Below are 20,554 nucleotides of genomic sequence, written 5' to 3'. Positions count from 1 at the left end.
TTCAGGCGCCAGCCGGGGCGGGAGTCTTGTGCTTGTATTCGCACAGGTCCTGGATGATGCAGTTCCAGCACTGCGGCTTGCGGGCGATGCAGGTGTAGCGCCCGTGCAGAATCAGCCAGTGGTGGGCGTCGAGCTGGAATTCCTTCGGCACGAATTTCAACAGCTTCTGCTCGACGATGTCGACATTCTTGCCGGGCGCGAGATTGGTGCGGTTGGATACGCGGAAGATGTGGGTGTCGACCGCAATGGTCGGCTGACCGAAGGCCGTGTTGAGCACCACATTGGCCGTCTTGCGGCCAACGCCGGGCAGAGCCTCGAGCGCCTCGCGCGTCTGCGGCACCTCTCCGCCATATTGGTCGACCAGAATCTGGCAGGTGGCGATGACGTTCTTGGCCTTGGTCTTGTACAGGCCGATGGTCTGGATGTATTCGCGCAGCGTGTCCTCGCCCAGGGCCAGGATTTGCTGTGGCGTGTTGGCCACGGGGTAGAGCTTGCGCGTGGCCTTGTTCACGCCGACATCGGTGGCCTGGGCCGACAGCAGCACGGCAATCAGCAGTTCAAACGGGGTGCTGTACTCGAGCTCGGTTGTCGGGTGCGGATTGGCAGCCTGCAGGCGCTCGAAAATGGCGCGGCGTTTCGCGGGATTCATGACTTCTTGGCGGCTTCGGCACGCAGGCGTGCGCGTTCCATGGCGGCGGCGATGATCGCGCGTTTGCGCGCTTTCTCGGCAATTTCTTCAGGCGTTTCGGCCGCTTCCTCGCTGACGGCCTGCATCTTGGCGACGGCCTTGGCGGCCAGGCGCGCTTCGTTCTCGGCTTTCTCGCGCTGCAGACGGGCGCTGCGGAAATCATGGCGGGCGCGCGCGGCCGCGGCCTGGGCGGGCGTCCAGGCGTCCCAGCCGGTCGTCTCGGTCACCGGGTACATGACGATGCAGTCGACCGGGCAGGGCGCCACGCACAGATCGCAACCGGTGCACAGGCTGGGCAGGATCGTGTGCATCTGCTTGGCGGCCCCGAGAATGGCGTCGACCGGGCAGGCCTGGATGCACAGCGTGCAGCCGATGCACAGGCTTTCGTCGATGTAGGCGACGGCGCGCGGCCGTTCAAAGCCGTGGACGGGATTGAGCGGGATGACGGGGCGGCCGGTCACGGACGCGAGGCGCCGGATGCCTTCGGCGCCGCCGGGTGGGCACTGATTGATCTCGGCGCTGCCCTGCGCGATGGCTTCGGCGTAGGGACGGCAAGCCGGGTAACCGCATTTGGTGCACTGCGTTTGCGGCAGTACGTCCTCAATGCGGTCGGCAAGGCTCTTGGTTTCTTGGGACACTCAGTTGTATTTCTTGATGAATTCCGTGATCTTCGGGCAGATCATTTCGCGCCAGCGGCGCCCCGAGAAGATACCATAATGGCCACAATTCGGGGCGACGAAATCCTGCTGCATATCGGCCGGAATGCCGCTGCACAGGTCGTGCGCGGCCTGGGTCTGGCCGGCGCCGGAGATGTCGTCCAGCTCGCCTTCGATCGTGAACAGCGCCACGTTCTTGATGTCCTGCGGGCGCACCAGCTGGCCGCCGACTTCCCAGGTGCCTTTGGGCAGACGGAATTCCTGGAACACGGTCTTGATCGTTTCCAGGTAATACTCGGCTGGCATGTCGAGCACGGCGTTGTATTCGTTGTAGAACTTGCGGTGGGCCTCGGCCGAGTCATTGTCGCCGCGCACCAGATGGTGGAAGAACTCACGGTGGCTTTCGGCATGGCGGCCCGGGTTCATGGCGATGAAACCGGCGTGCTGCAGGAAGCCCGGGTAGACCTTGCGCCCGAAGCCCGGATAATTGGCCGGCACCGAGTAGATCACATTGTTCTCGAACCAGGAGTGCGGCTTTTCGGTCGCCAGGTCGTTGACCTTGGTCGGCGAGCGGCGCGGGTCGATCGGGCCACCCATCATGGTCATCGAGCGCGGCAGTTTCGGGTCCTTATTGGTGGCCATCAGGCTGATCGCGGCCAGCACCGGCACGGTCGGCTGGCAGACCGACACCACGTGCACCTTGGGACCGAGCAGGCGGATGAAGTCCTGCACGTAATAAATGTAGTCGTGCAGGTGGAACGGGCCTTCCGAGGCCGGCACCATGCGCGCATCGACCCAGTCGGTGATGTAGACATCGTGCTCGGACAGCAGGGCGCGCACGGTGTCGCGCAGCAGCGTGGCGAAGTGGCCCGACAGCGGCGCCACAATCAGCACGGTCGGCTGCTTGAGCGCGGCCAGTTGCTTGTCGCTCAGGTCTTTCTTGAAGTGAATCAGGTTGCAGAAAGGCTTGCTCAGCGCGGTCTGCTCGTGAATGGCGACGTTCTTGCCCTGCACGTCGACGGCATGGATGTCGAAGCTGGGCTTTTCGTAGTCCTTACCGAGCCGGTACATGAGCTCGTAGCCGGCGGCGATGCGTTGCGAGAAGGGCGTGTGGGCCAGCGGCGAGACCGGATTCGAAAACAGCTTGGCCGAAGCGTCCGCCCACTGCATCAGCGGGGCCAGGAATGAGCGTTGCAGCTCGTGCAGGTGGTAAAGCATAAGACGTCCTTCAATGTCATTGCCGGCCAGAAACCGGTTTCACCCATTATAAAGGGATTTATTCCGAACAAAACATTTTACGGTTCTGGCAAGCAATTGTTGAGGCCACGGTGGAAGACCCTTTGTACCACAATCGGCGCCGGCCTGTCGGTGCGATGCTCGCATGCGCGTCTTACGCCAAAATAACAAAACCCCGCATGGGCGGGGTTTTGGCGGGCAGGGCGACAGCTGTTTAGTCGAACACCGGGGTTTCCACACCGAGGATCTTGTGCAGTTTCGGCGAGGTCGTCGTGTACTGCATGTGGATCTTCTTCTCCGGGAAGATGTAGGGTGCGGCGCCAAAGGCGGCCAGCGCGGCTTCATGGAAGCCCGACAGGATCAGCTTCTTCTTGCCCGGATAGGTATTGATGTCGCCGACGGCGAAGATGCCCGGGACATTGGTCTCGAACTTCTCGGTATTCATCACCTTGAGCTGCTTGCGTTCGATGTCCAGGCCCCATTCGGCGATCGGGCCGAGCTTGGGCGACAGGCCGAAGAAGACCAGCAGCATGTCGAGCGGCACGCGGCGGGTCACGCCGTCAGCGCCGGTGACCTTGACTTCGGTCATCACGCCATCCTTGGACTCGACGCCCGTGACCTGGCCGATGATCAGCTGCATCTCGTACTCGTCGCACAGCTGCTTCATCTTGGCGACCGAGGCCGGGGCGGCGCGGAATTCTTCGCGGCGGTGCAGCAGCACGACCGATTCGGCCTTGCCGACGAAGTTCAGGGCCCAGTCGAGGGCGGAGTCGCCGCCGCCGCAGATGACCAGGTTCTTGCCTTCGAACAGGGCCGGGTCCTTGACGCGGTAGAACACCTGCGTGCCTTCGAAGGCTTCGATGCCTTCGACCTTGAGCGTACGCGGCTGGAAGGAGCCGACGCCGGCGGCGATGAAGATGGTCTTGGTGATGAAGCGCGTGCCGGTCGAGGTTTCCAGATTGAAGCGGCCGTCTTCACGGCGCTGCACATGGGTCACTTCCTGGCCCAGGTGGAAAGTCGGCTCGAAGGGCTCGATCTGCTTGAGCAGATTGTCGGTCAGTTCCTGGCCCGTGCAGACGGGCACGGCCGGGATGTCATAGATCGGCTTGTCCGGATACAGTTCGACGCACTGGCCGCCCACATGGGCGAGCGAATCGATCACGTGGGCCTTGATCTCGAGCAGGCCGAGTTCGAAAACCTGGAACAGACCGACCGGGCCGGCGCCGACAATCACGGCATCGGCGTCGATCGCCCCGGAAAAAGTGGAATTGGCAGCCACGCTGCCGCCGTGTTGGTCGGCGCTTTGCGTCATACTTCGGGTCCTAAAAAATCAGCGAATCAGTTGGTCGAGCTTGTCGGTCTTGTCTTTCCAGTCGTCCGCGTCCGGCAGCGAAGCCTTGGTCTTGGTGATCGACGGCCACTTGCGGGCCAGCTCGACGTTGAGCTTGATGAAGGCCTGCTGGTTGGCGGGCACGTCTTCTTCCGCGTAGATGGCGTTGACGGGGCATTCGGCGACGCAGACGGCGCAGTCGATGCACTCATCGGGATCGATGGCGAGGAAATTCGGGCCTTCGCGGAAGCAATCCACCGGGCACACATCGACGCAGTCGGTGTACTTGCAACGAATACAGGATTCGGTGACGACGTGGGTCATAACAGGGAGTCCTATCTGAAAATGGGGCGCGTGCACGCGCAGCAAAGTACTGATTTTAAGGCAATTTGCCGGTTCTCACAATTCGGGCTTATACAGTTTCAGCATAAGCAAATTTGGCGAAACCCGGGCCCATCTTGAAGAAATCACAAATAAACAGGCAGCCTAAGGCCGGATTCGGTGCCCGGTCATTGACCCTGCGCAAAATTTTCTCAAATCGATTTGGTCCGGGCCTGGTGAAGCAGGCTGAGCAGCTCCTGCCAGGGCTGGCTGGCCGGGCTGCCGTCTTCGGCGATGGTCAGGCGCTGCTGGCGCTGGCCGTCGTCGATCAGCAGTTCCCAGTAGCTGAGGTCGGCCGCGAGGGCCGGGGCGGATGGGGTGTCGAACAGGGCGGCGCGCTGCAGCAGGCGTTCGATGTCGGCGCCGCCGGCGGCACTGGCCGTGTCGATCTCGAGCTCGCTGGCGCAGCCGGCCAGGCCGCCGCAGTGGCGCGCCAGGATCTTCATTCGAGCACGCTGGTCTTGCTTTGCCAGCCGGCCAGGATGGCCCGTTCGGCGTCGAGCAGGCGCTCGGCGTCGAAGTATTCGGGGTGGTTCATCGTGCCGCAGCAGGCGCGCCGGTCCTGCACGGCCTCGGGCGGGTCGACTACGCCGGCCGCGTAGTACACGCCGGCCACGTGGTCCTCGGTCAGGGCCTCGGTGGCGGCCAGCACCTCGCGGATGGCGAAGCGGTTGCGGATGAAATTGCGGTAGTCGACAGGCTTGCCGTCCACCTCGGCGATATGCAGCATCTGGTTGGCCACGTCGGCAAACGTGGCCCCCTGGTCGGGCGCGCCGATCAGGGCGCGCAGCACCAGACTGCGTACATAGTCGCCAACCGCATGTAGCAGGGCGGCGTCGTCGATCACGCCGGGCTGGCGCTCAAAGGCGAACACATCGGCCAGGATGTCGTAGATGGCGCCCGTAAACACCTGGGAGATCGCATGCACCTCGGTGCCGGCCTCGGACAGCTTGAGGTCGTTGTCGGCATTGCGCAGGCCATTGCTGCGCCCCAGGGCCAGGCCGAATTGTTCGGCGATGTCGGCCAGGAAGGTCTTGTCGTGCAGATTGGCCTTGGTCTGGGCCACGATGGCCTCGCACTGGTCGAGCTGGGACAGGGTCAGGAAGATGGCCGTCAGGTCGCCGAAACTTTCGTGCAGGCCGCCCGTCTGCGGCGGGTTGCTGGCGGCCAGCCAGTTGGGCTTGAGCCCGTCGAGCACCGCATGCCCGGTTTCGTGCGAGACGATGTCGAAGGAGCGGCAGGTGTAGACGCGCGCGCTGGCGCCGCTGGGCACGAAGTCGCCGAATTTCACGCAGCGCAGGGTGCGGCTGTAAAAGGCGTTCATCACATTCGGCAGGCCATGCGGAAAGACCTGGAGCGGGTCGGTATTGCCATTGCCGTTCCAGGCCCAGGGCAGGGGCGCGCCGCTGCCGCCCGAGGCCAGCGCGCGCTGGTACATGGTGAGCGTCTGGCGCACGACCGCATAGGTGTGGACGGCGTCGAACTGGTCGGTGTCGGGCGGGGTGATGAAGTCGCCGAAGGCATTGGGACTGACGGCGGCAATGCCCGGTTCGCCCGGGGCGATGCGGGCGTCGCGCGGGCCGGCCAGCACCACGCCGGGCAGGAAGCATTTGCGCGTGCCGATTTCGGTCACCGACGGGTCCTGCTTCCACATCAGCACGCGCGCGCCGTAGGCATTGACCGGATCGGCGGACTTGGGCTGCAGCGGGGCGCGCGGCAGCGGCGTGCCCGGTTCGTCGATCAGTTTGGCGGCGCGGCGGTGCTGGCGGTAGGGCGCCGTGGGCGTGGGCACGAAGCCGACCGGGGCGGCGGCGTGGTCCGGGCCCAGGGCCTCGACCGGCACAGTGAGGATGCGATCCATGGCGACCTCCATTAACAGGCATGGCTCCAGCCATCTTTGACCCGCACGCCCCGATCCCGTTTGATTTGACTCAATCGTCCGCTTGGTAGAATGTCCTGATAAAAATCATGACGGAGACGCTGTGAACCATCCGACCCTCGCCGGCATTCCCCTCGAATTCCTGATGTTCGCCGTGGTGCTGGGCATGATCGCCTTCAGTCACGTGAGCACCCTGCGCACCGCCGTGGTCGGCGCGGCCGTGATCACCGTGTACAAAGTGCTGGCCTCGCCGTTCGCCCATGGCGCCGGCCTGGCCGGCCTGCTTGCCCACGCCAGCCACGAATGGGTGGGCCTGGGCAACCTGTTGGCGCTGCTGCTCGGATTTACCTTGCTGGCGCGCCATTTCGAGCAGTCCGAACTGCCGCTGCACCTGCCGCACTACCTGCCGCACGGCTGGGGCGGCCCGTTCTGGCTACTGGTGATGGTGTTCGTGCTGTCCTCCTTCCTCGACAATATCGCCGCGGCCATGATCGGCGGCGCCATCGCCCACAGCGTGTTCCGCGCGCGCGTCCACGTCGGCTATCTGGCTGCGATCGTCGCCGCCTCGAATGCGGGCGGGGCCGGCAGCGTCGTCGGCGACACCACCACCACCATGATGTGGCTGGCCGGCGTTCCGCCGTCCCAGGTGGTCCAGGCCTATGTGGCGGCCGGCGTAGCCCTGCTGGTGGTGGCCTTTCCGGCCGCGCGCCAGCAGCACGGCTACAGTCCGATCATGAAGGACAGCCCGCCCGATGTGCACGTCGACTGGCTGCGCGTGGGCGTGGTGCTGGCCATCCTGGTGGTGGCGATCATCACCAATGTGCTGCTCAATACGCGCTACCAGGCGCTGGCGGCCAGCCTGCCCGTGCTCGGTCTGGCCGTGGCTGCGGCGATTCTGCTGACCGGGCTGCTGCGGCGGCCCGACTGGGCGGCCCTGCCGAGCGCCTTCCAGGGCGCGCTGTTTCTGCTGGCCCTGGTCTGGACGGCCTCGATGATGCCGGTTGAAGCCTTGCCGGCGGCCAGCTGGCAGACCGCGCTCGGGCTCGGTTTCGTCTCGGCCGTGTTCGACAATATTCCGCTGACGGCGCTGGCGCTCAAGCAGGGCGGCTTCGACTGGGACTTCCTCGCCTACGCGGTCGGCTTTGGCGGCTCGATGATCTGGTTCGGCTCCTCGGCCGGCGTGGCCCTGACCGGCATGTATCCGGAAGCGCGCAGCGTCAGCGGCTGGCTGCGGGCCGGCTGGCATGTGCCGCTCGCCTATGTGGCGGGCTTCGCGGTCATGCTGGCCGTGCTGGGCTGGCATCCGGCCTGAAAGCTGGCATGATGTCGCTGTTTAACACCAAGAGGGAAATGCATGTCTGAAATCACCATCGTCCAGCCGCACAAACTGAGCCCCAAGCAGGCGCGCGAGGCGGCCGAGCGGGTCGCCAAGGAAATCGCGGCCGAATACGATATGGAATACGCGTGGGAAGGGGAGGTGTTGTATTTCGAGCGCAGCGGCGTGCACGGCTCGCTGACCCTGCAGGAAGGGCAGGTCGAGATGTTCATCAAGCTCGGCTTCCTGATGAGCGCCTTCGCCGGCGCCATCGAGGCCAAGGTCGCCCAGAACCTGAAGAAGATCTTCAAATAAGGAACGGTGTCAGGTCCGGCAATCGGACATCGGGGAACTTTTCGCGACGCGAAAAGTTCCCCGATGTCCGATTGCCGGACCTGACACCGTTTGGGATCTTAGGCCTTGAGGTCTTCGATCAGGTCGATGTACTGCTGCATCGCGTCGTCCTTGGACGTGCCCTTCAGGCCGTCCCAGGCGTCGTACTTGGCGCGGCCGACCATGTCGGTGAAGCCGGGACGCTTGCCGTCCACGTCGCCCGCGGTGGCTTGCTTGAACAGCGCGTAGATCTTCAGCAGGGTCATGTTGTCCGGACGCTCGGGCAGATTCTTGGAATCGGCAACTGCCTGGTCAAATTGTTCTTGCAAGCTCATGCTGTCTCCTGGATTGGGTGAAAAGAGGACATTCTGGCCCCAAAGGATGGGGAACAAGCGACATAATACGCAAAAAGCACCCATAACTTTAGAGGAGATTCTCGATGTTGCCGCGTCGTCGCATGTCCACTGTCGATACCGCCTGGCTCCGCATGGATTCCGAGGGCAATCTGATGATGATCGTCGGCGTCGCCCTGTTGCGCCGCCATGTCAGCGTCGCGGAACTGAAGCAGGCGCTGGCCGATCGTTTCCTCATCCATTCGCGCTTTCGCTCGCGCGTTGATACCGACCTCAGCGGCAGCCACTGGCAGGAAGTCGCGGTCGACCTCGACGAGCATGTGTGCAGTGCGGCCCTGCCGGGCACGGCGCCGAACAAGCCGGCCCTGCAGAAACTGGTCGGCGCACTGGCCCAGCAGCCGCTCGATCCGGCCAGGCCCCTGTGGCAGATGCATCTGGTCGACAATTGCATCGGCGAGGATGGCGCGCGCCGCCAGGCTCTGGTCGTGCGCATCCACCATTGCATTGCCGATGGCATCGCCCTGGTCGGGGTGTTCATGTCGATGTTCGGCGAGACGCCGGGCCAGCAGCCGCCGCTGCGCGCCAAGCCGAAGAAGATCGAGCAGCAGGAAGACAATCCGTGGGAGCAGATTCTGCTGCCGATGGCCCTGGCCCCGGTCAAGGCGGCCGAGCTGTCGGCCCAGATGTTCTTCAAGTCGGTCGGCGTGGTCACCGAGATCGAGCATCTGCCCGAGCAGCTGGGCGGCCTCGGCCATGCGGCCGGTCAGCTGGCCGCCGATGCGCTCAAGCTCGCCACGATGAGCGAGGATACGCCGACCCGTCTCAAGGGTCAGCCCAAAGGCAAGAAACACGTGGCCTGGAGCGAGCCGCTGCCGCTCGATGAGATCAAGGTGATCGGCAAGTTCTACGGCGCCAGCGTCAATGATGTGCTGATGTCGAGCGTGGCCGGCGCCTTCCGCGCCTATCTGCGCCAGCGTGGCGATCAGGTCGCCCTCGACACCGAGGTGCGCGTGATGGTGCCCGTCAATCTGCGCGAGCCGAGCAAGTACCACAAGCTGGGCAATGCCTTCGGCCTGGTGCCGCTGGTGCTGCCGGTCGGCCTGGAAGACCCGGTGGCGCGCCTGCACGAGACACAGCGCCGCATGAACGAACTGAAGGGGAGTTTCACGCCGCTGGTGGCGATGGGCGTGCTCAGCGTGCTGGGCGCGACGCCCAAGCCGGTGCAGTCCGAGGTGCAGAATTATTTCGCGCGCCGCGCCACCGCCGTGCTGTCGAATGTGCCGGGGCCGCGCGCGCCGCTCTACCTGGGCGACAGCCAGCTCGAGCAGTGCATGTTCTGGGTGCCGCAGTCGGGTGATATCGGCATCGGCGTGTCGATTCTCAGCTACAACGGCGGGGTTCAGTTTGGCATCGTCACCGACGACGCCATTGTGCACGATCCGGAGCACATCATCGCCCGCTTCGCGCCGGAATTCGAAAAGCTGGTGCTGCTGGCCCTGATGGCCGAATGGCCCTGATCCCGGTCCCGCCTTGCCCGCCAGATAAATCGGGGTCAGACCCCATTTTTCTCGAAGGATAAATGGGGTCTGACCCCATTTTTTCTGGGCGAAAAAAATCGGGGTCGGGCCCCGATCTTTTGTGCGATTCAGACGGCGAGTAGTTCGACGTCGAAAATCAGGGTGGCGTTGGGCGGGATCACGCCGCCGGCGCCGCGCGCGCCATAGCCGAGGTTGGACGGAATCGTCAGGCGGCGCGTACCGCCGACTTTCATGCCGAGCACGCCTTCGTCCCAGCCGCGGATCACATGACCTTTGCCGAGCGGGAATTCGAACGGATCGTCGCGGTCCTTGCTCGAGTCGAACTTGCTGCCGAGCGAGCCGTCGTCGTTGCGCAGCCAGCCCGTGTAGTGCACGGTCACGTACTGGCCGGCCTGGGCTTCGGCGCCGTCGCCGACGATGGTGTCTTCGTATTGGAGACCGGATTCGGTGGTGATGACAGACATGATTTTCCTTTGTTTGCTTGACCCCGTGATTGTAGGACAAAACCGCCACACCGGGGTTTTTCGCCGTAAAATACGGGTATTCCTCTTCTCTTCGGACAGTCTGTTCATGTTCAGCAGTTTCAAGCGCGCCCTCCTGTTTTCCCTTTCCTCCTGCTTCGTCATCGCCGCTGCCCAGGCCAATGTGGTCGTGGTGCTCAATTCGCGCGATGCGACCGTCACCTTGCTCGACCAGCAGAAATACACCGAGGTCGGCAAGATCGACGTGGGCAAGGAGCCGCACCACCTGATGGCCACGCCGGACAACAAGTCCCTGATCGTCGCCTCCTCGGTCGGCAATGAGCTGATCTTCCTCGATCCGAAAACCGGCCAGCTGCAGCGCAAGCTGAAGGACATCCTCGATCCCTACCAGATCGGCTTCTCGCCCGACCAGAAATGGTTCGTCTCGAATTCCCTGCGCCTCGATCGCGTCGATCTCTACAAATACGATGGCAGCAATATGACGCTGGCCAAGCGCGTTCCCCTGCCCAAGACGCCGAGCCACATGGCCTTCACGGCCGACAGCTCGACCGTCTTCATCACCCAGCAGGGCAGCGACCAGGTCAGCGCTATTGACCTGGCCAGCGGCACGGTCAAATGGACGATCCCTGTCGGCAAACTGCCGGCCGGTATCGTGATGACGCCGGACGATAAGTATCTGCTGGTCGGCATCATGAGCAGCGATTACGTCGAAGTCATCGACTGGCGCGCCAAGAAGACCGTCAAGAAGATCAAGGCCGGCGAGGGCACGCATAATTTCCGCGCCCTCGGCGACAAGCGCCATCTGTTCGTCTCGAACCGGGTGTCGAACACGATCAACATCATCGACATGCAAACCCTGGAAAACGTCGGCACCATCAATGTGCCGGGCGGTCCGGATGACATGGAGATCACCGACGACGGCAAGACCATGTGGGCCACGCTGCGCTGGATTAAGAAGGTCGCCGTGATCGACATCCCCTCGCGCAAGGTGACCAAGCTGATCCCGGTCGGCCGTTCGCCGCACGGCATCTACTTCGCCAACCACGCGCCGCGCCAGTAATGAAACGCCTGCTGGCCGCCTGCGCGCTGAGCCTGGGCGCCGCGGCCCAGGCGGCGGCGCCGTGCGCGGGCACCATCTACCTGAGCTTTGATACGGGCAGCCAGTCGCAAGCCGAACTGATCGCCCAGACGCTGAAGGCGCATGGCATCCGCGCCACCTTCTTTCTCGCCAACGAAAAAACCGTGCGCGGCGATATGTCGCTCGACCCGTCCTGGGCCGAGTTCTGGAAGGCGCGCGTGGCCGAGGGCCATGCCTTCGGCAGCCATACCTTTGATCACGTGTACGTGCAGCCGGGCGCCAAACCGATCACGGTGCGCGCCCAGTTCGGCGAGCAGGCCGGCAAGCTCCAGCAATGGACGCCGGCCCAGTACTGCCAGGAGCTGCGCCGCGTCGACGAGCGCTTTCATGCGCTGACCGGCGCCCACCTGGACCCGATCTGGCGCGCCCCGGGCGGCCGCACCACGCCGGCCGCGCTGGAGGCGGCGCGCGCCTGCGGCTACACGCATTTCGCCTGGGCCGCGGCGGGCTTCACGGGTGACGAGCTGCCGAGCGAGAAATTTTCCAACGCCAGCCTGCTGCAGCGTATGCTGCGCGACTTGAAGGATGGCGACATCGTGATGGGCCACCTGGGCATCTGGTCGCGCAAGGACGCCTGGATGCCGGCCAATCTCGAGCCCCTGATCGTGGGCCTGGAGCAGCGCGGCTTCTGTTTCGCCACCCTGCGTGACCATCCTGACTACCCCAAACAAGCGACACCATGATGCACACTCTGATCGACTGGTTCGGCGCCGCCCAGGGCTGGCTGTTCGAAACCGTGGTCCAGCCCCTGGTCTACCGCCTCGACCTGGTCGAATATGTGGACGAAGCCTATGAAGGCACGGAATGGCTGCTGATCGGCCTGCTGGAACTGGCCCTCGTGTTCGCCGTGCTGCGCCCGCTCGAGGCCCTGATTCCGGTCCACCGCATCCAGGACAAATGGGCGCGCTGGAACGACTTCACCTACACCTGCATCCATCGCCTCGGTCTGGTGCCGATCGCCATGTTCCTGACCCTCGATCCGATGGTCGACTGGGTGGCCGGCCAGCTGCGCTTCGAGGGCGTGCACCCGTTCAACCTGGAGAATCTGCTGCCCGAGAACCAGCCGCTGATCGCGTTTGCCGTGTATCTGGTGGTGCTCGACTTCTTCGATTACTGGTACCACCGCGCCGAGCATCAGTTCCACTGGTGGTGGGGCCTGCACAGCCTGCATCACAGCCAGCGCAATATGAACCTGTGGAGCGACGACCGCAACCATATTCTCGACGATATCCTGCGCGATCTGGCCATGGCCAGCGTGGCCCTGGCCATCGGCGTGCCGCCCGGCCAGTTCGTGCTGCTGATTTCCTTCTCGCGCATCGTGCAGAGTCTGCAGCATGCGAATGTGCGCCTGCACTTCGGCCGCATCGGCGAGCGCCTGCTGGTGTCGCCGCGCTACCACCGGATGCACCATGCGATCGGCATCGGCCACGAGTCGCATGGCAAGGGCACGCTCGGCGGCTGCAATTTCGCGGTGCTGTTCCCGATTTGGGATATCCTGTTCCGCACCGCGAATTTCAGCCCGCGCTTCGAGGAGACTGGTGTGCGTGATCAATTGGAGCATCTGGATGCCGATGGCAAGCTGGTGCCGGGCCAGGACTATGGCCGCGGCTTCTGGGCCCAGCAGTGGCTGGGTGTGAAGCGCATGCTGCGCTACGCCCGCCACGGCGCGCCCGCATGAGTCCGAATTTGTTCCGCTCGGCGGCGCGGGCCTGCGGCTCGATCCTGCATCCGCGCATGCAGTTGCTGGCGGCCGTGCCGGTGCTGCTGGCCCTGGCGCTGTGGGCCGTGCTGCTGTGGCTGGGCCTGCAGCCCCTGCTCGACTGGCTGACCGCCGCCTTTGCCGAGCACGGCTGGTATGCGGGCAGCAGCGCCTGGCTGGCGAATATCGGCCTCGGCTTTCTCAAGGTGGCCGTGGTGCCGATGCTGGCCTTCCTCAGCCTCTTGCCGATCATGGGGCTGAGCGCGCTGGTGCTGGTCGGCAGCATCGCCATGCCGCTGATCGTCAAGCATGTGGCGCAGCGCTTTTTCCCGGCGCTCGAGCAGCGCGGGCAGGGCGGCTTCTTCGGTTCGCTGTTGCTGGCGGCCAAGACGGCCGGCACCTTCTTCATTCTCTGGCTGGCGGCCCTGCCGCTGTACATCGTGCCGCCGCTGGCCATCTGCGCCCATGTGCTGTTGTGGGGCTGGATGACCCAGCGCCTGTTCACCTACGACGCCTTGTCCGTGCATGCCGACGCGGCCGAACAGGAGGCGCTGGCGCGCGCCCACAAGCCGACCCTGATCCTGATGGGCATCGGCGCCGGCGTCGCGGGCGCCGTGCCCTCGGCCGTGTGGCTGGGCGGGGCGGTGTTCTCGATTGCCTTGTTCCCCTTCCTGGCGGCGCTGTCGGTCTGGCTGTTCGTGATGATCTTCGTGCTCACCGGGCTGTGGTTCACCCACTACTGTCTGCTGTCCCTGAGCCAGATGCGCGCCGGCCCGCCCGCGTGATCCGTTGTTTTTTCGCGAAAAAAACATCGGCGACACGCTAGCGCCACTAGGAGCAAGCCGCCGCGCTGTGGTGGAATGAGCATCATGTCAGAGAAGATTGAACCGAGTTTCGACGCGCCCACCGTGGCGCCTTCCGCTGCCCCGCCAGCGCCTCCCGAAATGCCGCCGGCTGCGCCCGCGCCGGCCCGCCAGCCGCGCCGCTTCTGGCGCTATCTGCTGCTGTTTTTCCTGATCCTGCTGGTGCTGCTCGGCCTGGCCGGCTGGTACGAGGTGCGCACCTCGACCTGGCAGGCCGATTATTTTTCCAAGCTCAGCAGTCAGCTCAGCTACAAGCTCGGGCAGGGGCCGAGTCCGGCCATCCGTTTTCCCTCGGACAGCCCGTATGACGAACGGCTCGGCTATGCGAACCTGCCCGACTTTCTCACCCGCCTGAAGGCCAAGGACTATGTGATCACCGAGCAGGCGCGCTTCTCGCCCAAGCTGCTCGAACTGACCGACCTCGGCCTGTATCCGACCTACCGCGAAAAGACCCAGGTCGGCCTGGCCATCCTCGATTGCCGCCAGGAGCCGATGTACCAGGTGCGCTTCCCCGAGCGTACCTATGCGCGCTTCGAGCAGGCGCCGGCCGTGCTCGTGCAGTCGCTGCTGTTCATCGAAAACCGCGAGCTGCTCGACGCCGAGCATCCGAAGCGCAATCCGGCCGTCGAGTGGGATCGCCTGTCCAAGGCCGTGTTCGATAAATCGGTGCAGAGCCTGACGGGCGCGCGGCGCGTGCCGGGCGGCTCCACGCTGGCCACCCAGATCGAAAAATACCGCCACTCGCCCGAGGGCCGCACCAGCTCGATGCAGGAAAAGCTGCGCCAGATGGTCTCGGCTTCGCTGCGCGCCTACCAGGGCGGCGCGGACACCACGGGTGCGCGCCGCCAGATCGTCATCGATTACCTGAACACGGTGCCGCTGTCGGCCAAGCCCGGCTATGGCGAAGTCAATGGGATCGGCGACGGCATGTGGGTCTGGTACGGGCGTGAGTTCAAGGATCTCAACGCCCTGTTGCAGGGCAAGCCGGCGAGCGCCGAGGCGGCCGCCGTCTACAAGGAAGCGCTGAGCCTGATGATCGCCCAGCGCCGCCCCAGCTACTACCTGGGCGATGGCGAAGCCGATCTGGAAACCCTGACCAATAGCCACCTGCGTGTGCTGGTGCAGGCCGGCGTGATCAGCAAGGCCTTCGGCGACGCCGCCCTCAAGTTCAAGCTGCACCCGGCCAGCCACAGCGGCGTGCCGGCCCCGGCGGCCGACACCTTCGTCACGCGTAAGGCGGCCAATGCCGTGCGCAATCACCTTGGCAATCTGCTCGGCGACAACCGCCTGTACAACGTCGACCGCCTCGATCTGACGGTGCAAAGCACGCTCGACGCCCAGGCTCAGCAGGCGGTGACGGCCATGCTGCGCAAGCTGCGCGACCCGGCCGAAGCAAAGGCGGCCGGCCTGACTGGCTATCAGCTGCTCGGTAATGGCGACCCGGCCCAGGTGGTCTACAGCTTCACCCTGCTCGAACGCGGCGAGCAGGCCAATTACCTGCGCGTGCAGGCCGATAATTTCGACCAGCCACTCGACATCAACGAGGGCGCCAAGCTCGATCTCGGTTCGACGGCCAAGCTGCGCACCCTGGTCACCTATCTGGACATCATCGACCAGCTGCACAAGAAGCTCAGCCCGATGGACCGCGCCGCGCTCGACAAGGTGGTGTTCGATCCCAAGGACAAGCTGACCCAGTGGGCGCTCGACTACTTCCGCCAGCTGGGCCCGGACGCGGACCGCAGCCTGGCGCCGATGCTGGCCGCCGCGCTCGAGCGCAAGTATTCGGCCAATCCGGCCGAGGGCTTCTTCACCGGCGGCGGCCTGCACCACTTTGGCAATTTCAAGAAAGAGGACAACAACAAGATCCTGAGCGTGCGCGAGGCCCTGCGCAATTCGGTCAACCTGGTGTTCGTGCGCTTGATGCGCGATGTGGCCCACTACTACATGTTCCTCACGCCCGGTTCCTCGGCCAGTCTGCTTGGCGACGCCGACGATCCGCGCCGCGCCGAGTACCTGGCCAAATTCGCCGACCGCGAAGGGCGCGAGTTCCTGGCCCGTTTCTACCAGAAGTACAAGGGCAAGCCGGCCGACGAGGCCCTGCGCACCTTGCTCGGCTCGGTGCGGGCGACGCCGCTGCGGCTGGCCAATATCCACCGCTTCCTGTTCCCCCAGGCCACGCTCAAGGACTTCTCGGCCTGGGTCAACGACACCCTGAATTCGCCCAATGAAGTGCCGGCCGCGCGCCTGGAAGCCATGTACGACAGCTATAGCCTGGCCAACACCAATCTGGCCGACCGCGGCTATCTGGCCGGTGTGCATCCGCTCGAACTGTGGGTGGTCGGCTATCTGCGCGCCAATCCCAAGGCCAGCTTCGCCGAGGCGGCCAATGCCAGCGCCAAGGAACGCCAGGACGTGTACGCGTGGCTGTTCAACACCCACCGCAAGCATGCGCAGGACAAGCGTATTGCCGGCATGCTGGAACTCGAGGCCTTCCTCGGCGTGCACCGCCAGTGGAAGAAGATGGGCTATCCGTTCGACTCGCTGGTGCCCTCGTATGCGAGCGCGCTGGGCGCCTCGGCCGACCGCCCGGCCGCCCTGGCCGAGCTGATGGGCATCATTGTCAACGGCGGCGTGCGCAAGCCGGTGCAGCGCATCGATAGTCTGCACTTTGCCCAGGGCACGCCGTATGAAACCAAGCTCGCGCGCGGCAAGCTGGCCGCCGGCGAGCAGGTGCTGGCGCCCGAGGTGGCGCGCGCCGTGGCCGATGCGATCCGCGAGGTGGTGTCCGATGGCACGGCGCGGCGCGTGAAGTCGGCCTTCGTTACCAGCGCGGGCGAGCTGATTCCGGTCGGCGGCAAGACCGGCACCGGCGACCAGCGTTTCGATGTGTTCGCGCCCGGCGGCAAGCTGATCGAGTCGCGCTTCGTGAACCGCTCGGCCACATTTGTGTTTAACATTGGCGAGCGTTATTTCGGTAGCATGACGGCCTATGTGCATGGGCCGCGCTCGGAAGACTATGACTTCACCAGCGCCTTGCCGGTGCAGTTGCTGACGGTGCTGGCGCCGAGCCTGATGCCGATGATCGACCCGCCCGCCGGCCAGCATGCCTGCGGTGTCAAGAAACCATGAGCCGACTGAAGACCATCTTGAGCTTTACCCGTTTCTCCCTGCGCGATCTGCTGGTCACGGCCGGACCCACGGCCCTGATCATCCTCGTGCTGGTGCTGGTCGCCTACAAGATCGTCGACCCCGAGCCGCCGCGCCATGTGCGCCTGGCGACCGGGCAGGAGAACGGCGCCTTCGAGGCCATCGGCAAACGCTATGCGGCGGCCCTGGCCAAACAGGGCATCCGCGTCGAGCTGGTGCGTTCCGAAGGCTCGCTCGACAATCTGCAGAAGCTCAACCGCGGCGAGGTCGACATCGGCTTCGTCCAGAGCGGCTCGACCACCGAGACCGAGGCCGATCGCGAGGGCCTGGTGTCGCTCGGCAGCCTGTTCGTCGAGCCGGTCTGGGTGTTCACGCAGAGTAAGCTCAAGATCAGCAACCTGGCCCATCTGCAGGGCCTGCGCATCAATGTCGGGCCGGAAGGGACGGGCGTGCCGCGCCTGATGCGCCAGATTCTGAATTTGAACAACGTCGATCCGGCCAGCGTGCAGCTTGGCGCGCTCGACAATTCGCATGCGGCCGCGGCCCTGATCAATGGCGAGATCGACGGCATGGTGTTCGCCGCCGCGCCCGAGGACCTGATGATCCAGATGCTGCTGCGCACGCCCGGCATCAGCCTGCTCGATTTCACGCGCGCCGAGGCCTATGCGCGCCGCCTGCCTTTCCTCACGCACGAGGTGCTGCCGCGCGGGATCGTCGACCTGGGCGCCGACCTGCCGGCCGCCGATACCCACCTGATCGCGCCGACCGCGACACTGGTGGCGCGCGAGCATCTGCATCCGGCGCTGATCGAGTTGTTCGTGCAGGCGGCCGGGCAGATTCACAGCGGGGCCGGCTGGTTCCAGCATCAGGGCCAGTTCCCCTCGCCGCGCTACTCGGAGATTCCGGTGGCGGAAGAAGCCGCCAAGTTCTACAAGAACGGCGCGCCCCTGCTGCAGCGCTACATGAGCTTCTGGATGGCCAATTTCCTTGACCGCATGTGGGTCATCATCGTGGCCCTGGGCGCGCTGATCATCCCGCTGTCGCGCGTGGTGCCGCCGCTCTACGTGTGGCGCGTGCGCTCGCGCATCTACCGCTGGTACGGGCAATTGCGCGTGGTCGAGAAGGCGCTGGAAGACGGCGCGGCCGAGCGAGGCCACCTGCGCAAGCGGCTCGACCACATCGAAGCGGCCGTCAATGCCCTGAGCGTGCCGCTGTCGTTTGCCGACCAGGTGTACGAGCTGAAGAGCCACATCCACTTCGTGCGTGCGCGCATCGACGGCGCGCCGCTGAACGCGGCCTGAAACGGCTCAGGCGCCCAGCCAGGGCAGGCCGGCGTGGCACCAGCCGCCGACCGTCTTGCGGTGGCCGGCGCCATCTTTGTCGCCTTCAAAACCTTCGAGGATGTCGTAGCACTGGGCGAAGCCGTGCTCGGTGGCCAGACGCGCGCCATGCTTGGAGCGCACGCCCGAGCGGCACAGGAACAGCAGCACTTCGTCCTTGCCGGCCTCGGCTTCGAGCTGGGCGATGAATTCCGGATTCGGCACGCCGCCCGGGTAGGTGGCCCACTGCACGGCCAGGTGCTGGCCTTCCGGAATGGCAACCCGCCCCACCCAATCGCGCTCGGCATTGGTGCGCACGTCGACCAGCTTCACGCCTGCATCGGCCTGGAGCAGGGCGAAGGCTTCCGGCGGCGTCACGGCGCCGGCGTAGTGGGGAGCGGTGCCGCGCGCCTGGGCGCGGGCGAGAATGTCTGCGGGGCGGGTCATGGCATACCTCCTTGAAAGATTCCGGCTATTATAGTCATCCCGCCGAGGCCAGCGCGCCGCGCACCAAAACGGAGCGCATATCGTGAAATGCACCAAAAGAGTGCATAATGAAGGAAATGCACTGCGCTGGTGCATCTTCCGTGTCGGTTTCCCCAGAGATAGGGTTGGCACGTTTCCTGCATAAGCTGAGGCACTTCGTCGTACGCAGTAAGGCGTCGGCTCTATCAACATCAACCAGGAGAATACGCATGGCACGCACCGCCGCAGATGTGATGAACATGGTCAAGGAATACGACGTCAAGTTCGTCGATTTCCGCTTTGCCGACACCAAGGGCAAAGAACAGCACGTGACCGTGCCCATCTCGCATTTTGACGAAGACAAATTCGAGTCGGGTCACGCCTTCGACGGCTCCTCGATCGCCGGCTGGAAAGGCATCGAAGCTTCGGACATGCTGCTGATGCCGGATCCGAACACCGCCAACATCGACCCCTTCTTCGAGCAGACCACCCTGTTCATGCAGTGCGACGTGATCGAACCGTCGGACGGCAAGGGCTATGACCGCGACCCGCGCTCGATCGCCAAGCGCGCCGAAGCCTACCTGAAATCGACCGGCCTGGGCGACACCGCCTTCTTCGGTCCGGAACCCGAATTCTTCATCTTCGACAGCGTCCGCTGGAAAGCCGACATGTCGGGCTGCTTCGTCAAGATCGATTCGGAAGAAGCCTCCTGGTCGACCGACAAGGAATACGAAGCCGGCAACAGCGGCCACCGTCCGACCGTCAAGGGCGGCTACTTCCCGGTGCCCCCGGTCGACTCCTTCCAGGACATGCGTTCGGAAATGTCGGCGATCCTGGAAGCCATGGGCATCCCCGTCGAAGTGCACCACCATGAAGTGGCCGGCGCCGGCCAGAATGAGCTGGGCACCAAGTTCTCGACCCTGGTCGAGCGCGCCGACTGGACCCAGAACCTCAAGTATGTGATCTGGAACGTGGCCCACAGCTACGGCAAGACCGCCACCTTCATGCCGAAGCCGATGATCGGCGACAACGGCTCGGGCATGCACGTGCACCAGTCGATCTGGAAAGACGGCAAGAACCTGTTCGCCGGCGACGGCTATGCCGGTCTGTCCGACTTCGCGCTCTACTACATCGGCGGCATCATCAAGCACGCCAAGGCCCTGAACGCCATCACCAACCCGGGTACCAACTCGTACAAGCGTCTGGTGCCGGGCTACGAAGCGCCGGTCAAGCTGGCCTACTCGGCCCGTAACCGTTCGGCCTCGATCCGTATTCCGCACGTGGCCAATCCGAAAGGCCGCCGTATCGAAACGCGCTTCCCGGATCCCCTGGCCAATCCGTATCTGTGCTTCGCCGCACTGATGATGGCCGGTCTGGACGGCGTGCAGAACAAGATCCACCCGGGCGAAGCCGCGTCCAAGGACCTGTACCACCTGCCGCCGGAAGAAGACAAGCTGATCCCGACGGTCTGCTCCTCGCTGGAAGAAGCCCTCGACGCCCTGAACAAGGACCGCGAGTTCCTGACCCGCGGCGGCGTGTTCAGCGATTCGATGATCGACGCCTACATCGAGCTGAAGATGAACGACGTCCAGCGCATGCGCATGACCCCGCACCCGATCGAATTCGACATGTACTACTCGCTGTAATCGACCGGGGCTGAGCCCTCTGCAACGCGAGGCGAGCGCCAGCTTTCCTCGCGTTTTTTGTTGTATAGTCGAGGCGTTTTCACTTG

Annotated in this window: 20 protein-coding genes; 10 read left to right on the top strand and 10 right to left on the bottom strand. The window is 64.5% G+C overall.

All coding sequences use genetic code 11. The features are described 5' to 3' along the window. Position 1: 1 nt before the first annotated feature. The 7 genes from nth to LZ005_RS16875 all read right to left on the bottom strand — a co-directional run bounded on the left by nth (position 2) and on the right by LZ005_RS16875 (position 6,152). Positions 2-649: an endonuclease III gene (nth, locus tag LZ005_RS16905; RefSeq protein ID WP_237809673.1), complete on the bottom strand. Its 648-nt coding sequence runs from the start codon at positions 647-649 to the stop codon at positions 2-4. Further along, positions 646-1,326, bottom strand: coding sequence for an electron transport complex subunit RsxB (rsxB, locus tag LZ005_RS16900; protein WP_237809672.1), 681 nt, complete (start codon positions 1,324-1,326; stop codon positions 646-648). The genes nth and rsxB overlap by 4 nt, the downstream gene beginning before the upstream one ends. After that, positions 1,327-2,562, bottom strand: coding sequence for a polyhydroxyalkanoate depolymerase (locus LZ005_RS16895; RefSeq protein WP_237809671.1), 1,236 nt, complete (start codon positions 2,560-2,562; stop codon positions 1,327-1,329). Positions 2,563-2,794: 232 nt separating this feature from the next. Further along, the gene (locus tag LZ005_RS16890) at positions 2,795-3,892 is read right to left on the bottom strand and encodes an NAD(P)/FAD-dependent oxidoreductase (protein ID WP_237809670.1); all 1,098 of its coding nucleotides are present in this window, start codon (positions 3,890-3,892) and stop codon (positions 2,795-2,797) included. An 18-nt stretch (positions 3,893-3,910) separates the two neighbouring features. Further along, complete coding sequence (gene fdxA / locus LZ005_RS16885) at positions 3,911-4,234, bottom strand: ferredoxin FdxA (RefSeq protein ID WP_237809669.1); 324 nt, start codon at positions 4,232-4,234, stop codon at positions 3,911-3,913. 209 nt (positions 4,235-4,443) lie between these two features. Further along, on the bottom strand, positions 4,444-4,737 hold the full coding sequence (locus LZ005_RS16880; protein ID WP_237809668.1) for a protealysin inhibitor emfourin: 294 nt from the start codon (positions 4,735-4,737) through the stop codon (positions 4,444-4,446). Then, a complete protein-coding gene (locus LZ005_RS16875) occupies positions 4,734-6,152 on the bottom strand; it encodes a hypothetical protein (protein WP_237809667.1) in 1,419 nt (472 codons plus the stop codon). Before LZ005_RS16875 ends, LZ005_RS16880 begins: the two co-directional genes overlap by 4 nt. 121 nt (positions 6,153-6,273) lie before the next feature. On the opposite strand from LZ005_RS16875, the gene LZ005_RS16870 reads away from it, so the two are divergent. After that, positions 6,274-7,482: a citrate transporter gene (locus tag LZ005_RS16870; RefSeq protein WP_237809666.1), complete on the top strand. Its 1,209-nt coding sequence runs from the start codon at positions 6,274-6,276 to the stop codon at positions 7,480-7,482. Positions 7,483-7,524: 42 nt separating this feature from the next. After that, positions 7,525-7,800 (top strand): polyhydroxyalkanoic acid system family protein, encoded by a 276-nt coding sequence (locus tag LZ005_RS16865; RefSeq protein ID WP_237809665.1) that lies wholly within the window; start codon positions 7,525-7,527, stop codon positions 7,798-7,800. Positions 7,801-7,898: 98 nt separating this feature from the next. Here LZ005_RS16865 and LZ005_RS16860 read toward each other — a convergent pair whose 3' ends face one another. Continuing rightward, entirely contained in the window at positions 7,899-8,153 is a 255-nt protein-coding gene (locus tag LZ005_RS16860; RefSeq protein ID WP_237809664.1) for an acyl-CoA-binding protein, read from the bottom strand. Between the two features lie 104 nt (positions 8,154-8,257). On the opposite strand from LZ005_RS16860, the gene LZ005_RS16855 reads away from it, so the two are divergent. Then, a complete protein-coding gene (locus tag LZ005_RS16855) occupies positions 8,258-9,688 on the top strand; it encodes a wax ester/triacylglycerol synthase family O-acyltransferase (protein ID WP_237809663.1) in 1,431 nt (476 codons plus the stop codon). 128 nt (positions 9,689-9,816) lie between these two features. On the opposite strand, the gene LZ005_RS16850 is transcribed toward LZ005_RS16855, so the two are convergent. Then, entirely contained in the window at positions 9,817-10,173 is a 357-nt protein-coding gene (locus LZ005_RS16850; RefSeq protein ID WP_237809662.1) for an FKBP-type peptidyl-prolyl cis-trans isomerase, read from the bottom strand. A 106-nt stretch (positions 10,174-10,279) separates the two neighbouring features. Between LZ005_RS16850 and LZ005_RS16845 the strand changes: the two genes are divergently transcribed. The 6 genes from LZ005_RS16845 to LZ005_RS16820 all read left to right on the top strand — a co-directional run bounded on the left by LZ005_RS16845 (position 10,280) and on the right by LZ005_RS16820 (position 18,339). Continuing rightward, the gene (locus LZ005_RS16845) at positions 10,280-11,251 is read left to right on the top strand and encodes a YncE family protein (RefSeq protein WP_237809661.1); all 972 of its coding nucleotides are present in this window, start codon (positions 10,280-10,282) and stop codon (positions 11,249-11,251) included. Then, entirely contained in the window at positions 11,251-12,012 is a 762-nt protein-coding gene (locus LZ005_RS16840) for a polysaccharide deacetylase family protein (protein ID WP_237809660.1), read from the top strand. Before LZ005_RS16845 ends, LZ005_RS16840 begins: the two co-directional genes overlap by 1 nt. Continuing rightward, the gene (locus tag LZ005_RS16835) at positions 12,009-13,007 is read left to right on the top strand and encodes a sterol desaturase family protein (RefSeq protein WP_237809659.1); all 999 of its coding nucleotides are present in this window, start codon (positions 12,009-12,011) and stop codon (positions 13,005-13,007) included. Before LZ005_RS16840 ends, LZ005_RS16835 begins: the two co-directional genes overlap by 4 nt. Beyond that, on the top strand, positions 13,004-13,813 hold the full coding sequence (locus tag LZ005_RS16830; RefSeq protein WP_237809658.1) for an EI24 domain-containing protein: 810 nt from the start codon (positions 13,004-13,006) through the stop codon (positions 13,811-13,813). The genes LZ005_RS16835 and LZ005_RS16830 overlap by 4 nt, the downstream gene beginning before the upstream one ends. An 84-nt stretch (positions 13,814-13,897) precedes the next feature. Further along, on the top strand, positions 13,898-17,020 hold the full coding sequence (locus tag LZ005_RS16825) for a transglycosylase domain-containing protein (protein WP_237809657.1): 3,123 nt from the start codon (positions 13,898-13,900) through the stop codon (positions 17,018-17,020). Beyond that, on the top strand, positions 17,017-18,339 hold the full coding sequence (locus LZ005_RS16820; protein ID WP_237809656.1) for a TAXI family TRAP transporter solute-binding subunit: 1,323 nt from the start codon (positions 17,017-17,019) through the stop codon (positions 18,337-18,339). The genes LZ005_RS16825 and LZ005_RS16820 overlap by 4 nt, the downstream gene beginning before the upstream one ends. Positions 18,340-18,345: 6 nt before the next feature. On the opposite strand, the gene LZ005_RS16815 is transcribed toward LZ005_RS16820, so the two are convergent. Beyond that, positions 18,346-18,804, bottom strand: coding sequence for a rhodanese-like domain-containing protein (locus LZ005_RS16815; protein WP_237809655.1), 459 nt, complete (start codon positions 18,802-18,804; stop codon positions 18,346-18,348). A gap of 248 nt (positions 18,805-19,052) precedes the next feature. On the opposite strand from LZ005_RS16815, the gene glnA reads away from it, so the two are divergent. Continuing rightward, positions 19,053-20,468: a type I glutamate--ammonia ligase gene (gene glnA, locus LZ005_RS16810; RefSeq protein WP_237809654.1), complete on the top strand. Its 1,416-nt coding sequence runs from the start codon at positions 19,053-19,055 to the stop codon at positions 20,466-20,468. The last annotated feature ends 86 nt before the right edge of the window (positions 20,469-20,554 follow it).

The organism is Massilia sp. TS11, assembly GCF_022012445.1.
Classification (GTDB): Bacteria; Pseudomonadota; Gammaproteobacteria; order Burkholderiales; family Burkholderiaceae_D; genus Telluria.
Note: the sequence above shows the minus strand (reverse complement) of the source record. Positions and strands in the feature narration are given on the sequence as shown.